Consider the following 13,825-nt stretch of genomic DNA (forward strand, 5'->3'; position numbering starts at 1 on the left):
GCTCGGCGCCGGGCCCCAGTCTGTCTGCCGGCACCGGGCAACTTATTCCGGCTCGAGCGCCATCATGAGAAACTCCTTCCGCCGTGCCGTGCTGCGGCGCGGTAGCTTGCCTCGTGACGGCGTCCGGCGGCGGCTAGTGTGCGGCCACCATCGACAAGGACGCATCTCATGAAGACCCTCCTGGCGCTCGGCCTCGCCCTTACGGCCGCCATCGCTGTGCCCGCGGCGCCGGCTGCGGCCGCCGAGCCGACGACCATCCTGAACGCGTCCTACGACATCTCGCGCGAGCTCTTCGCCACGATCGACAAGGCCTTCGTCGCCAAGGTGAAGGCCGACAAGGGAACCGACGTTACCGTCGACCAGTCGCATGCCGGCTCGTCCAAGCAGGCGCGCGCGATCCTCGAAGGCCTGGAAGCCGACGTCGTCACCTTCAACCAGGTCACCGACGTCGAGGCGCTGGTGAAGGGCGGCTTCGTCGCGGCCGACTGGCAGGGGAAGTTCCCGGACAACGCCTCGCCCTACTACTCGCTGCCCGCCTTTCTTGTTCGCGCCGGCAACCCGAAGAACATCCGCAACTGGGACGATCTCGTCCGCGACGACGTGAAGGTCGTCTTCCCCAATCCGAAGACGTCCGGCAACGCCCGCTACACCTATCTCGCCGCCACGGCCTTCGCCCGCGAGGCCTATGGCAATGACGAGGCGAAGGTGAAGGAGTTCGTCAAGAAGCTGTTCGACAACGTGCCGGTGTTCGACACGGGCGGCCGCGGCGCCACCACGACCTTCGTCGAGCGTGAGATCGGTGACGTCCTCATCACCTTCGAGGCGGAGACGCGCGGGATCGCCAAGGAGTTCGGCGAGGACAAGTTCCAGACGGTGGTGCCGCCGGTCAGCCTGCTGGCCGAATTCCCGGTCGCCATCGTCGACCGCGTCGCTGACAAGCGCGGCTCGCGACCGCTGGCACAGTCCTATCTCGACTTCCTGTATTCGCCGGAAGGCCAGACGCTGATCGCCGGGAACGGCAACCGCGTCCGGGACAAGGATGTCGTGGCGAAGTTCGCATCGAGCTTCCCGAAGGTCCGCCTGCTGAAGGTTGAGGACGTCTTCGGCGGCTGGCAGAAGATCCAGGCCGAGCACTTTGCCTCCGGCGGCACTCTCGACGAACTCTACGGCGATCGCTAAGGCCGAACCCAACTGCATCTAGGTGAGGGCCGGCGCGAGCCGGCCTTTCCTTATTTAAGAAAGATCGCTCGTCACGTGTCCCGCCGCGTCCTTCCCGGCCTGCCGCTCACGCTGGGGCTCACGCTCCTCTACGTCGCCGTGATCATCGCGCTGCCGCTGGCGGCCCTCGTCTTCAAGGCGGCGAGCCTCGGCCCTGCCGACTACTGGCGCATCGTCTCCTCGACGCGCGCGGTGGCAAGCTATCGCGTCACCGTCCTGTCGGCGCTCGGCGCCACCGCCTTCAACCTCGTCTTCGGCCTGATGCTGGCTTTCGTGCTGACGCGCTACCGCTTTCCCGGCCGGCGCATCCTCGATGCCGTGGTGGATCTGCCCTTCGCCCTGCCGACGGCGGTCGCGGGCATCGCGCTGACGACCCTCTTCGCCTCCAACGGCTGGTTCGGCGCGCCCCTGGCGGCGCTCGGCGTCAAGGTGGCCTACACCCCGCTCGGCATTACCGTCGCGATGATCTTCACCAGCCTTCCTTTCGTGGTGCGCACGGTGCAGCCGGTGCTGGAGGATCTCGATCCCGCGCTGGAAGAGGCGGCGCTGTCGCTCGGCGTTGGCGAATGGCGCATCTTCACCCGCGTGCTCCTGCCACTTCTGACGCCGGCGCTGCTCGCCGGCGTGTCGCTCGCCTTCGCCCGCAGCCTCGGCGAGTTTGGCGCCATCATCTTCATCGCCGGCAATCAGCCGCTGTCGACGGAGATCACCGCACTCCTCGCCTTCATCCGGCTGGAGGAATATGATTATCCCGCCACGGCTGCGATCGCCTCGGTGATGCTGTTCGCCGCCTTCGTGATGCTGGCCGTCACCGGCATCCTGCAGGGCAGGGCGCTGCGCTACATGGAGCGCAGCTGACCATGGCCACGCGATCCGGCCCCCGCATCGGCGAGCGCCCGGCGGTTCGCCGCAGCCTTCTCGCCATCGTCCTCGTGCTCGCAGCGCTGATCCTCGTCGCGCCGCTGGTGGTCATTTTCGTGCAGGCCTTCTCGGCCGGCTTTGGCGCCTTCGCACGCACGATTGGCGAGCCGGACACGCTGCACGCAGCCGGCTTGACGGTACTGACGGCGCTGATCGCCGTGCCCGTCAACACCGCTTTCGGCATTGCGGCGGCCTGGGCGGTGACGAAGTTCGACTTTCCGCTGAAGCGCCTCCTGATCATCGTGATCGAGATCCCGTTCTCGGTCTCGCCGATCGTCGCCGGCGTCGCCTATCTGTTCGTCTACGGGCTGCAGGGCCTGTTCGGCGACGCGTTGCAGAGCGCTGACCTGAAGATCCTCTTCGCGCTGCCCGGCATCGTGCTCGCCTCCATGTTCGTCACCGCGCCCTTTGTCGCCCGCGAGCTGATCCCGCTGATGCAGGCGCAGGGGCGCGATCTGGAGGAGGCCGCGGCCTCGCTCGGCGCCGGTGGCCTGCGGACGTTCCTGCGCGTGACGCTGCCGAACATCCGCTGGGCGCTGCTCTACGGCGTCGTTCTCTGCAACGCCCGCGTGATGGGCGAGTTCGGCGCCGTGTCGGTCGTCTCCGGCAATGTGCGCGGCCAGACCAACACGCTGCCGCTCCATATCGAGCTGCTCTACCACGACTACGATACGGCGGGCGCCTTCGCAGCCGCAACGATCCTGACCGTGCTCGCCCTGGTGACACTGGTCCTGAAGGTCTGGCTGGAACGGCGCGGTGCCGGGCGCCGGACCAGACGCCCCGCCGCGCCTGCGGCCGGTGAAGTCGCCGTCCCGTCTCTACCCGCATCAGGACTTGCGCGATGAAGATCAGCCTCGACGCCGTCTCCAAGGCCTTCGACGGATTTCGCGCCGTCAACGACGTCTCCCTCGAGGTCGGCAGCGGCCGCCTCGTCGCTCTGCTCGGTCCCTCTGGCTCCGGCAAGACGACGATCCTCCGGATGGTCGCTGGCCTGGAGTTTCCGACCACCGGCATCATCCGCTTTGGCGAGGAGGATGCGACGAATATCCCGATCGCCAAGCGCGGCGTCGGCTTCGTCTTCCAGCACTACGCACTGTTCCCGCATATGAGCGTTGCCGACAACATCGCCTTCGGCATGGAGGCGCGCAAGCCGAAGCGCTCGCGCGATGCGATCGGCGCACGCGTCGCCGAGCTGCTGCGCCTCGTCCAGCTTGACGGGCTGGCCGACCGCTACCCCTCGCAGATCTCCGGCGGCCAGCGCCAGCGTGTCGCGCTCGCGCGGGCCCTTGCCGTCGAGCCGCGGGTTCTCCTACTCGACGAGCCCTTCGGCGCGCTGGATGCAGCGGTGCGACGTGATCTCCGCCGCTGGCTGCGCGAGATCCATGACGAACTCGGCATCACAACGCTGTTCGTCACCCACGATCAGGAGGAGGCGCTCGATCTCGCCGACGAGGTGGTGATTCTGAAGGACGGCCGCATCGTCCAGTCCGGCACGCCGGAACAGGTGACGCGCCAGCCGGCCTCGGCCTTCGTCATGGACTTCCTCGGCGATACCAACCGCTTTGCCGCAACCGTCTCCGGCGGGCGCGCGAGCCTTGGCGCGCTGCAGCTCGACGCCGCCGGGGTGCCGGACGGTGCCGGCACCGTCTACGCGCGGCCGCGCGACCTCGCCTGGTCCGGGTTGTCCAGCAGGACGGGTGTGCCTGCCACTGTCCTGCGCGTGCTGGACCGGCCGGACAGCCGCCGGATCGTGGCGCAGACGGCGGCCGGCGAGCCGGTCGAACTCGATGCCGCGGCCGATGCGCCCGTTGCGGCCGGGGACGTCGGCATCATCGAACTGAGACGCTGGCGGGTCTTCGCAGACAACCCGGCCTGAGCTGCAGAAGCGCTCCAAGCCCTGGCCCTGCCATCTGCTTCGTTGCCGGCCATCCCATCTTCCGTTTGCGGGTGCTCCTGCATCGGGTAAGCCGGTGGGTGGGATGATTCTGCAGCGGAGGCCAAGATGCTGGGGTGGTTCAGGGCCTTGATGCCCCGCGAGGATCGATTTTTCGACCTCTTCGCCGCGCATTCGCAGGTTGTCGTCGGCGGCGCCGAGGCGCTGCACAAGCTGCTCGCCGGGGGCGAGGCGGTGGAGCGCCACTGCCGCGAGATCGTCGAGCTCGAGCATCAGGCCGACGCCATCACCCGCGACGTCCTGCTCGCCGTGCGCAAGAGCTTCATCACGCCGTTCGATCGGGGCGACATCAAGGACCTCATCCAGTCCATGGATGACGCCATCGACATGATGCAGAAGACGGTGAAGACGATCACCCTCTTCGAGCAGAAAAGCTTCGATCCGCTGATGCAGGAGATGGGCGGCGTGATCGTCCAGGCCGCCCATCTCGTCGCCGAGGCGATCCCGCTGCTCGACAAGGTCGGCACCCATGCAACGAGGCTCGGCGCGCTGGCGGAGGAGGTGATGCGGGTCGAGGGCAGGGCGGACGAGCTGCATGATGAGGGGCTGAAGGACCTCTTCCGCCGCCACGGCCAGACCAATCCGATGGCCTATCTCATCGGCAGCGAGATCTATGGCCAGCTGGAGAAGGTCGTCGACCGGTTCGAGGATGTCGCCAACGAGATCAGCGGCATCGTCATCGAGAATGTCTGACGCTGTGTTCGACCAGGGCGCTGTCAGACAGCGGCTGGCGGAATTCGGCCAGGAACGCCGCTGATGGACGCCGCGCTCGCCCTTCCAGTGCTGTTCGGCCTCATCGGCGTCGCACTGTTCTTCGACTTCCTGAACGGGCTGCACGATGCCGCCAATTCCATCGCCACCATCGTCTCGACGCGGGTGCTGCGGCCGCAATTTGCCGTACTCTGGGCCGCCTTCTTCAACTTCATCGCCTTTCTGTTCTTCGGCCTGCATGTGGCCGAGACGCTCGGCACGGGCATCATCGATGCCGAGATCGTCGATGCGGCCGTGATCTTCGCGGCGCTTGGCGGCGCCATCGTCTGGAACATCGTGACCTGGCTGCTCGGCATCCCGTCGTCGAGCTCGCATGCGCTGGTTGGCGGCCTCGTCGGCGCCGGCCTGTCGAAGGTCGGCACCGGCGCCATCGTCTGGTCGGGTCTCCTGAAGACCGCCAGTGCGATCGTCCTGTCGCCGCTTGTCGGTTTCCTTCTGGCGCTAGTCCTGATCCTGGTCGTCTCGTGGCTGTTCGTGCGACAGACGCCTTTTGCCGTGGACCGGACGTTCCGGGTGATGCAGTTCGTCTCCGCCTCGCTCTATTCGCTGGGCCACGGCGGCAACGATGCCCAGAAGACGATGGGCATCATTGCGGTGCTGCTCTATTCACAGGGCATGCTCGGCGAGAGCTTCTACGTGCCGCTCTGGGTGGTGATCTCGTGCCAGGCGGCGATGGCGCTCGGCACGCTGTTCGGCGGCTGGCGCATCGTCCATACGATGGGTTCGAAGATCACCCGCCTCAACCCGATGCAGGGCTTCTGCGCCGAAACCGGCGGCGCGCTGACGCTCTTTGCGGCAACGTGGCTCGGCATTCCCGTCTCTACGACCCACACCATCACCGGTGCCATCGTCGGCGTCGGCGCGGCACGCCGCGTCTCGGCCGTGCGCTGGGGGATCGCCAGCAACATCGTGGTCGCCTGGGTCGTGACAATGCCGGTGTCGGCGGGGATCGCCGCCCTGTTCTATGGCGCTGTCCGCTTGGTGGCGGGATGAGCGATGGGATCGAAGCTCGCAGCCGCCTATCGCAGGATCTGGAGCGTCCGCCGCAGCGTTCAGGCCGCGTTTTCAATGCCGAAGGGTAAGGCTGTCCGGACCCGCAAGCAGGTCGCCGCCCTGCCGCTGCGCCTCGACGCCGATGGCCGGCTGGAGGTGCTCCTCGTCACCTCTCGCGAGACCAAGCGCTGGATTGTCCCGAAGGGCTGGCCGATGAAGGGCCGCAAGGACCATCGTGCGGCGGCCGTCGAGGCCTGGGAAGAGGCCGGCATGCTGGGCCGTATGCTGCGCCGCTCGGTGGGCAGCTATTCCTATTGGAAGCGCGGCGACACCCATTTCGAGCTGTGCCGCGTCGCCGTCTACGCCATGGCCGCCGAGAAACAGGCCGCCAGCTGGAAGGAAAAGGGTCAGCGCGAGGTCTGCTGGTTCGGTGCCTTCGAGGCGGCTGACCGGGTGCTGGAGCCCGAGCTCAGCACCATCATCGTCAACCTGCCCTCCGATGAAGAGGTGATGACCTTCCTGCGCAAGTCAAAGCGCTGGACTGCCCATAGCGGCTGATACCGTGCGCAGGCGAGACTGATGGCGCGCCGTCCATAGCGTGGCGGGACGATTAGCCGTCAAGCGACTCCCGCGCGCGATATCGGAACAAGGCGGAATCGATCCCGTTGGCCTTCCTCATGCAACTGAGGATCAGGCAATGACGAGCAAGGCTCCCCCGATTCCGAGCGAGAACCAAAGCCCCAAGGGCACCGGCGGCGCGAATACGGCGCCTGTCGACCAGACGCAGCACGGTCAGACCGCCAAGCCCTATTCCGAAGAGCAAGGGCGTCACGGCAACATCAAAGAGAACACGACCCATCAGGGCTATCAGCAGGACCGCTGAGGGAGGACTGATCATGTCGACATCCACCAAGACGCCGAACAGCATCCGCCAAGGTGGGCCGGGCGCCTCGCACGAGAACGCCAAGGCGCCGCTCGAGATCGACAAGCCGCCGGCCGATGACGATCGCCGCCCCCGCAGCGCCGTATCGAGCGGCGGCGGAGAGCCGGACAGCCACCACACGCATGACGCCAAGAGCAAGGGCGGCAAGACGGACAAGGAGGCCTGACCCGATGTCCAAGCATCCCAAGACATCGACGCCAAACGACAAGGATCTGATCCAGAATCCGGGTATCGGCGCGAGCAAGGGCGCCACTATGGCCGGCGCGACGCCTGAAGATATCGCCGACGTGCAGGGCGAGAACACGATCGAGGGCGATCTTGCGAACGACACCAATCCGCAAGGCGGGATCGACAAGGCGGAGGCACTGAACGCGGAAGGCCAACTGCGGCGCTGAAGCCGGGGGCCGGCCTCTGCAACATGGGAGATGAGTGATGCAGGCGAAGAAGACGCATGAGCAGATGCTCCGCACGCTGGAGCGCAAGGACGATCTTCCCGACGAACGCCGCCTCGACGCCGAGGCTCATGCTATCGGGCAAGACGACGCGGTGCATCATCCAAAGCCCGGCGTGCGCGAGAGCGAATTTCCGGTCAGCCGCGGCGGCATGAACCAGGAAAGCCGGCACAACAAGCACAACGACGGCGGTAGCGGCGGCAAGGCCTGACTAGAGGCGCCGCGACCACGACAATCAAAGCCAGTGCGCCGGGCGCTTGAGGGCGTCCGACGACGGGAGCTCGGACCGCGTTTACCGACTTTCCGCGATGCCGGACCCATCTGCTTGTGACGCCGTTGACGGTTCGTTAATGGTCGAGAGGAAGGCACGTCTTTTGCAAGACGTGCTGCAAGCTTCGATTGGTTCTGGTTATGAAGCGCAAGGCCCTCGGCATCCTGATCATCTGCGGTCTGCTTCTGGTGGCAATCGTCGCCGGCTACTGGGACATGCTGAGTTCGGAGCGCATGCGCATCAGCCGCGATGAGCCGGGCGCCGAAACCAAGCCCGTGACGCAGGGGCAGCCGCCTGCCGCAACAACGCCCGCACCCGGCTCGCCCGCCGCGGGGACGCCCGGAACGCCGGCTTCTGCGCCGAGCGCTGCTCCCGCCGACCCTGCGTCACCAAACCAGGCGGCCCCCCAGACGGGTGAGAATGCCGGTGCGGGCGGTACCGCGACGGCGGCCGGCACTACGGACGGCGCTACAGCTGGTGCCGCTTTGCCTGGAACCGCTTCGTCTAGCATCCCGACCACGAGCGACAGCGCCGCCGCACCAGCCGCACCAGCCGCACCAGCCGCACCAGTCGCACCAGTCGCACCAGTCGCACCAGCCGATGTCGCTGCAACAGAACCGGGTGATGGCGCTACGGCAAATGCGGGCAGTGCGGAGTCGACTGCGCAGCCCGCCTCCGAACAGTCGGCTGCAGGACAGACGACGGCCCTGCCGGACAGCGCTGCGCAAACGGCGCCCTCAGCCACGGCCGCGGATGAACCGGCGACGGCCCCGAGCGATGGGCAGGCCGCCGCGCCTGCTGCCTCGGCCGCCGCGTCCGCCGCTCCGGGCGAGGTTCCGAGCTTCGACGTCCTGCGCGTCGAGCCGAATGGTTCGACGGTTCTGGCCGGGCAGGCGCCGGCGCATGCGGATGTCGCGCTGGTTGACGGCGCCAAGACGCTGGGCAGTGCCAAGGCAGGTCCCGACGGTGCCTTTGCCATCGTGCTGGACGAGCCGCTCGCCAAGGGCGACCACCAGATGCGCCTCGTCGCCAAGGCGGCCGACGGCAAGGCGGTCACCTCGAAGGAGACTGCCGTCGTCAGCGTGCCCGAAAGCGGCCGCGAGAGCGAGCTGCTGGCGATGGTGGATGCGCCGGATGCACCGGCCCGGCTGATCAACCGGCCGGCTGCGGAAATGCCTGGCGAGGGAGATCCGGCAGCCGCGACCGCAACGGCAACTTCGGACAAGGCGGCTGATGCCGAGGCACCTGCGGAGGGCGCCTCCGACGCTGCAATGGCGCCGAACGGCGCAACGGCGGCCGCTTCGAACGCAGCGGACGTGGCAACGGTAAACGGCACCCCGGCCACCACAGCGGCAGACACGGCGTCACCGGAAGGACCGGCGGGGTCATCGCAGCCCGTGGAAACGGCGGCCGCTGCCGACACCACTGCCGCTGCTGCAGGCGAGGGCGCCGCTGGCGCTGCCGGCGAAAGCACGGCGCCGGCTGCTACCGCTTCCAATCCCGGCGGCATCGTCGCCGTCGAGGCCGTGGAGGTCGAGAACGGCCGCGTCTATGTCGCCGGTGCAGGCGGGACGGCCGCGTCGGTGCGGATCTATCTCGACAACAAGCTGCTCGGCGAAGCCCCGGTCAAGGACGGCCGCTTCCTGATCACCGCGACGAGCGATGTCGCGAAAGGCGAGCATCTCGTGCGCGCCGACGCGGTCGGTGCCGACGGCGCGGTGCGCTCGCGCGCCGAAGTGCCCTTCTTCCGGCCCGAAGGCGAAGCCGTGGCGGCCGTTGCGCCGCCGCAGGGCGCAGATGCTGCCGTGGCTGCAGCGCCGGTCGAGACCGCTACGGAGGCGGGTGGCGGCTCGGCGGCCGATGCCCCCAACAAGGCCGACACTCAGCCGGCGGCCGCTGCTTCGGCGGACAGCCAGTCCGGCAAGGACGCCTCGCAGGGTGCGTCCGAGAGCGTAGCGGCATCAGCCGCGCCGACCGCGCCGCAGGCGTCGAGCACAAACAGTGCTGCTGAAACCGCGACGCCTGACGCCACGCCTTCACAGGGCGCGATCACGGCAGACACGTCCTTGCCGCCGGCGGTCGCAGCACCGCAGGACCATCAAACCGCAAGGGGCACATCCACGCCAACCGGCACTTCGGCGACCGGCGCTGCAGGGTCCAACGCGGCCGCGGGAGACAGCACGGCGCCGGCCGAGGTGGCGGCTGCGGACAAACCGGCCGACGCCGGCTCATCCGCCGCGACTGTCTCGCAGACACCCACCGCAGCGGCCGAGACAGCGGCGGGATCGTCCAGCACGGAAGCAACGGCCGCTCCCGACGCAGCCGCAAAGGATGCCATTCCGGTCAACCGGCAGGCGGCGCTGCAGGACGTCGATGCCCGCGTCATCATCCGCAAGGGGGATTCACTGTGGCGCATCTCGCGGCAAAGTTACGGCCGTGGTATCCGCTACACCGTGATTTATCTCGCCAATGGCGACCAAATCCGCGATCCGAACCTTATCTATCCGGGACAGGTATTCCGCGTGCCGCAGGACAAGGAGGGTTCGTCCCCGTCGCCCTCGGCCGCCAAGCCCGGATAATCGTCGGCACAGGGCCGGCCCAACCAGATCAGCATGAATGAAGACGCGGCGGAGCCTTCCGCCGCGTCTTCGCGTCATTGGATAGACCCGTTGTCCCAAATCAGAACCGTCTCGGGTGACCGGGGCTCCACCCTTTCCACGCTGCGCAACCTCTGGCCCTATATGTGGCCGAGCGAGCGTCCGGACCTGCGCGCGCGGGTCCTGTGGGCATCGTTCTACCTCGTGCTCGCCAAGATCCTGACGGTGCTCATCCCCTACTTCTTCAAGTGGGCGACGGATGCGCTGGATGGGGCGAACAGCGCGCGCGAATGGCTGCCGCTGGTTCTCACCGGCGCGATCACGCTGGTGGTCGCCTATAACGTCGCCCGCATCGTCTCGGTGGCCCTCAATCAGTTGCGGGACGCGCTTTTCGCCAGCGTCGGCCAATATGCGGTGCGCCAGCTCGCCTATCGCACCTTCGTGCATCTGCACGCGCTGTCGCTGCGCTTCCACCTGGAGCGGCGAACCGGCGGCCTGTCGCGCATCATTGAGCGCGGCACCAAGGGGATCGAAGCGATCGTCCGCTTCACCATCCTCAACAGCATCCCGACGGTGCTGGAATTCGCGCTGACGGCCGGCATCTTCGCCTTTGCCTACGGCGTCTCGTACCTGCTCGTCGTGGTGCTGACGGTGATCGCCTATTGCTGGTTCACCGTCGTTGCCAGCGACTGGCGGATCAACATCCGCCGCGACATGAACGAGTCCGACACTGACGCCAACAGCAAGGCGATCGACAGCCTCCTCAACTTCGAGACGGTAAAGTACTTCGGCAACGAGGCGATGGAGGCGGAGCGCTTCGACCGCTCGATGGCGCGCTACGAGGTCGCCGCCACCAAGATCTGGACCTCGCTCGGCTGGCTGAACTTCGGCCAGGGCGTGATCTTCGCCATCGGTATGGCGGCCGCCATGGTGATGTCGGCGCTGGAGGTGAGGGCGGGCACCCAGACGCTCGGCGACTTCGTCTTCATCAACGCGCTCCTGATGCAGCTCTCGATCCCGCTGAACTTCATCGGCTTCGTGTATCGCGAGATCCGTCAGGGTCTGACCGACATCGAGGCGATGTTCGAGCTCCTCGACGTCGCGCCGGAGGTGCAGGATGCGCCGAATGCCACGCCGCTCGTCGTCAGCGAAGGCCGCATCCGTTTCGAGAATGTGCGGTTCGGCTACGATCCGGCGCGCGAAATCCTCAAGGGCATCAGCTTCGAGGTGCCGCCGGGCAAGTCCGTCGCCATCGTCGGCCCGTCCGGTGCCGGCAAGTCGACGATCTCGCGGCTGCTCTTCCGCTTCTACGACGTCTCGTCCGGCCGCATCACCATCGATGGTCAGGACCTCGCCTCCGTCTCGCAGGAGAGCGTGCGCGCCGCCATCGGCATCGTCCCGCAGGACACGGTGCTGTTCAACGACACGATCCTCTACAACATCCGCTACGGACGCCCCTCGGCGAGCGAGGCGGAGGTGCACCGCGCCGCCGAGCTGGCGCAGATCGAGGGCTTCATCCGGCAGCTGCCGGAGGGGTTCTCCTCCATGGTCGGCGAACGCGGTTTGAAGCTGTCCGGCGGCGAGAAGCAGCGCGTCGCCATTGCCCGCACGATCCTGAAGGCGCCGCCGATCCTCGTTCTCGACGAGGCGACCTCGGCGCTCGACACGCATACGGAGCAGGAGATCCAGTCGGCGCTGGACCTCGTCTCCCGGGAGCGCACGACGCTGACCATCGCGCACCGCCTGTCGACCATTGTCGACGCCGACGAGATCATCGTCCTGAAGGCGGGTGAGATCGTCGAGCGCGGTTCGCATCGCAGCCTCCTTGCAGCCGGCGGCCTCTATGCCGAAATGTGGACGATGCAGCGCGAGGCGACGGAGGCCGAGGAAGTCCTGCGGCGGGCGAAGGAAGCTGATGCGCTGGGCGTTCTGGATCGCCGGCGCCCGGCCGAGATCGTTTGACGGCCCGGTCTGCCGCAATGGCGGCAGGGGTGGCATGACCCGGCAAGACTTGCCTCGCCGTCCCCGGATCGCCTATGCCCTTGCACCAGTCGTCGCCGGCTGCAGGGCCGCACCCGTGCCTGAAAGGCGCGTCTCAAGACGCGCCGCCATCGGAGAAGCTGACGCTTGAACATCATCGACTCGATCCGCAACGCCCTCGTGCCGATCCATCGCGCCGGCTATCCATTCATCGCAGGCTTCTTCATCGCGTCGGTCGTGCTCGGCTTCCTGTGGCAGCCGCTGTTCTGGATCGGGCTGATGCTGACGCTGTGGTGCGCCTACTTCTTCCGCGACCCGGAGCGCGTCACGCCCATCGCCGATCATCTCGCCGTCAGCCCGGCGGATGGGCGCGTCTCGCTCGTCGGCCACGCCGCGCCGCCGGCTGAGCTCGGGCTCGGCACCGAGCCGATGCTGCGCATCTCGGTGTTCATGAACGTCTTCGATTGCCACGTGAACCGCGCGCCGATGCGCGGCAAGATCGCCCGCATCGCTTATCGCGAGGGCGAGTTCCGCAATGCCGAGCTCGACAAGGCGAGCGACGTCAACGAGCGCAATTCGCTGGTGATCGACACGCCACAGGGCGAGATCGGCGTTGTCCAGATCGCTGGCCTGGTGGCGCGGCGGATCATCTGCTTCTCCGCATCCGGCGACCGTCTGGAGGCGGGCGAGCGCTTCGGCCTCATCCGCTTCGGCTCGCGTCTCGACATCTATTTCCCCGACGGCGCGCAGCCGCGCGTCGCGGAAGGCCAGCGCGCTTATGCCGGTGAGACGGTGATCGCCGAGTTCGGCGATGGTCTTCGCCGCTGGGCGTCGCGGCGGGACTGACGGCGATGGAGTCGCCGTTCCCGCCCTTTGGTCCGGACGACGAAGACGTCGAGGCACCGCCGCCACGCCGGCGCATCCCGATCCGCCACATCGTGCCGAACGTCATCACCCTGCTCGCCATCTGCGCGGGGATGACCGGCATCCGCCTCGCCTTCGAGGGACGCTTCACGCTGGCCGTCGGCATGGTGCTCGGCGCCGCCTTCCTGGATGGCATCGACGGTCGCATCGCGCGGATGCTGAAGGGCCAGAGCCGCTTCGGCGCCGAGATGGATTCGCTCGCCGACATCGTCAATTTCGGCGTCGCGCCGGCGCTCGTCCTCTACGCCTACACGATGCACGATGCCGGCTCGTTCGGCTGGATCGCCGGGCTACTCTACACCACAGCCTGTGCGCTGCGCCTCGCCCGCTTCAACACCATGCTGGACGAGCCGCAGCGGCCGAAATGGCAGACTGCCTTCTTCGTCGGCGTGCCGGCGCCGGCCGGTGCGGGACTGGCGCTCTTCCCCGTCTATATCAGCCTCAGCGGCTTCGATCTCGGCTATGACGAACTCGCGGCATCGGCATCGGCCGTCTACCTGCTTCTCATCGGCTTCCTGATGGCGAGCCGGCTGCCGACCTGGTCCGGCAAGACGATCGGCATGCGCGTGCGCCGCGATCTGGTGATGCCGGTTATCCTGGCCTTCGTGCTCTATGTCGCGCTGCTGCTGAGCTTCTTCTGGGAAACGCTGACGCTGACGGCGGTCGCCTATTTCGTCTCGATCATCTTCTCGGTGAGGGCCTACAACCGGCGTGCCGCGCGGGGGCCGGAGACGATCGACGACTGACCGCCGGCTGCCGCACTGTGGCGCTGCATCATCGACTGTCGGACGTTCGTCGATG

At 67.3% G+C, this 13,825-nt stretch carries 15 protein-coding genes; all 15 read left to right on the top strand.

The window, feature by feature from the left end; translation table 11 throughout:
- Positions 1 to 168 precede the first annotated feature (168 nt).
- Positions 169 to 1,179, top strand: a complete 1,011-nt coding sequence (locus tag C0R46_RS01880) for a sulfate ABC transporter substrate-binding protein (protein WP_102957877.1) — start codon at positions 169 to 171, stop codon at positions 1,177 to 1,179.
- Positions 1,180 to 1,254: 75 nt separating this feature from the next.
- Positions 1,255 to 2,076 (top strand): sulfate ABC transporter permease subunit CysT, encoded by an 822-nt coding sequence (gene cysT, locus C0R46_RS01885; RefSeq protein ID WP_102957878.1) that lies wholly within the window; start codon positions 1,255 to 1,257, stop codon positions 2,074 to 2,076.
- A gap of 2 nt (positions 2,077 to 2,078) precedes the next feature.
- The gene (cysW, locus tag C0R46_RS01890; RefSeq protein ID WP_102957879.1) at positions 2,079 to 2,984 is read left to right on the top strand and encodes a sulfate ABC transporter permease subunit CysW; all 906 of its coding nucleotides are present in this window, start codon (positions 2,079 to 2,081) and stop codon (positions 2,982 to 2,984) included.
- Complete coding sequence (locus C0R46_RS01895; RefSeq protein WP_102957880.1) at positions 2,981 to 4,015, top strand: sulfate/molybdate ABC transporter ATP-binding protein; 1,035 nt, start codon at positions 2,981 to 2,983, stop codon at positions 4,013 to 4,015. The genes cysW and C0R46_RS01895 overlap by 4 nt, the downstream gene beginning before the upstream one ends.
- Before the next feature lie 126 nt (positions 4,016 to 4,141).
- Positions 4,142 to 4,786, top strand: coding sequence for a DUF47 domain-containing protein (locus tag C0R46_RS01900; protein WP_102957881.1), 645 nt, complete (start codon positions 4,142 to 4,144; stop codon positions 4,784 to 4,786).
- Positions 4,787 to 4,849: 63 nt separating this feature from the next.
- On the top strand, positions 4,850 to 5,857 hold the full coding sequence (locus tag C0R46_RS01905) for an inorganic phosphate transporter (RefSeq protein WP_102957882.1): 1,008 nt from the start codon (positions 4,850 to 4,852) through the stop codon (positions 5,855 to 5,857).
- A 3-nt stretch (positions 5,858 to 5,860) separates the two neighbouring features.
- Positions 5,861 to 6,415, top strand: coding sequence for an NUDIX hydrolase (locus tag C0R46_RS01910; RefSeq protein WP_245413377.1), 555 nt, complete (start codon positions 5,861 to 5,863; stop codon positions 6,413 to 6,415).
- Positions 6,416 to 6,554: 139 nt separating this feature from the next.
- Complete coding sequence (locus C0R46_RS01915) at positions 6,555 to 6,740, top strand: hypothetical protein (RefSeq protein WP_102957883.1); 186 nt, start codon at positions 6,555 to 6,557, stop codon at positions 6,738 to 6,740.
- 13 nt (positions 6,741 to 6,753) lie between these two features.
- A complete protein-coding gene (locus C0R46_RS01920; RefSeq protein WP_102957884.1) occupies positions 6,754 to 6,966 on the top strand; it encodes a hypothetical protein in 213 nt (70 codons plus the stop codon).
- Positions 6,967 to 6,970: 4 nt separating this feature from the next.
- Positions 6,971 to 7,195 (top strand): hypothetical protein, encoded by a 225-nt coding sequence (locus C0R46_RS01925; protein ID WP_102957885.1) that lies wholly within the window; start codon positions 6,971 to 6,973, stop codon positions 7,193 to 7,195.
- Between the two features lie 37 nt (positions 7,196 to 7,232).
- Complete coding sequence (locus tag C0R46_RS01930) at positions 7,233 to 7,463, top strand: hypothetical protein (protein ID WP_102957886.1); 231 nt, start codon at positions 7,233 to 7,235, stop codon at positions 7,461 to 7,463.
- Positions 7,464 to 7,663: 200 nt separating this feature from the next.
- Positions 7,664 to 10,102: a LysM peptidoglycan-binding domain-containing protein gene (locus C0R46_RS20700; RefSeq protein WP_157944522.1), complete on the top strand. Its 2,439-nt coding sequence runs from the start codon at positions 7,664 to 7,666 to the stop codon at positions 10,100 to 10,102.
- 90 nt (positions 10,103 to 10,192) lie between these two features.
- Entirely contained in the window at positions 10,193 to 12,082 is a 1,890-nt protein-coding gene (locus C0R46_RS01940) for an ABCB family ABC transporter ATP-binding protein/permease (protein WP_102957888.1), read from the top strand.
- 165 nt (positions 12,083 to 12,247) lie between these two features.
- Entirely contained in the window at positions 12,248 to 12,946 is a 699-nt protein-coding gene (locus tag C0R46_RS01945; RefSeq protein WP_102957889.1) for a phosphatidylserine decarboxylase, read from the top strand.
- A gap of 5 nt (positions 12,947 to 12,951) precedes the next feature.
- Positions 12,952 to 13,770, top strand: coding sequence for a CDP-alcohol phosphatidyltransferase family protein (locus tag C0R46_RS01950; RefSeq protein ID WP_102957890.1), 819 nt, complete (start codon positions 12,952 to 12,954; stop codon positions 13,768 to 13,770).
- Positions 13,771 to 13,825 lie beyond the last annotated feature (55 nt).

Origin of the sequence: Mangrovicella endophytica (assembly GCF_002893625.1) — a bacterium.
Lineage (GTDB): Bacteria > Pseudomonadota > Alphaproteobacteria > Rhizobiales > Rhizobiaceae > Mangrovicella > Mangrovicella endophytica.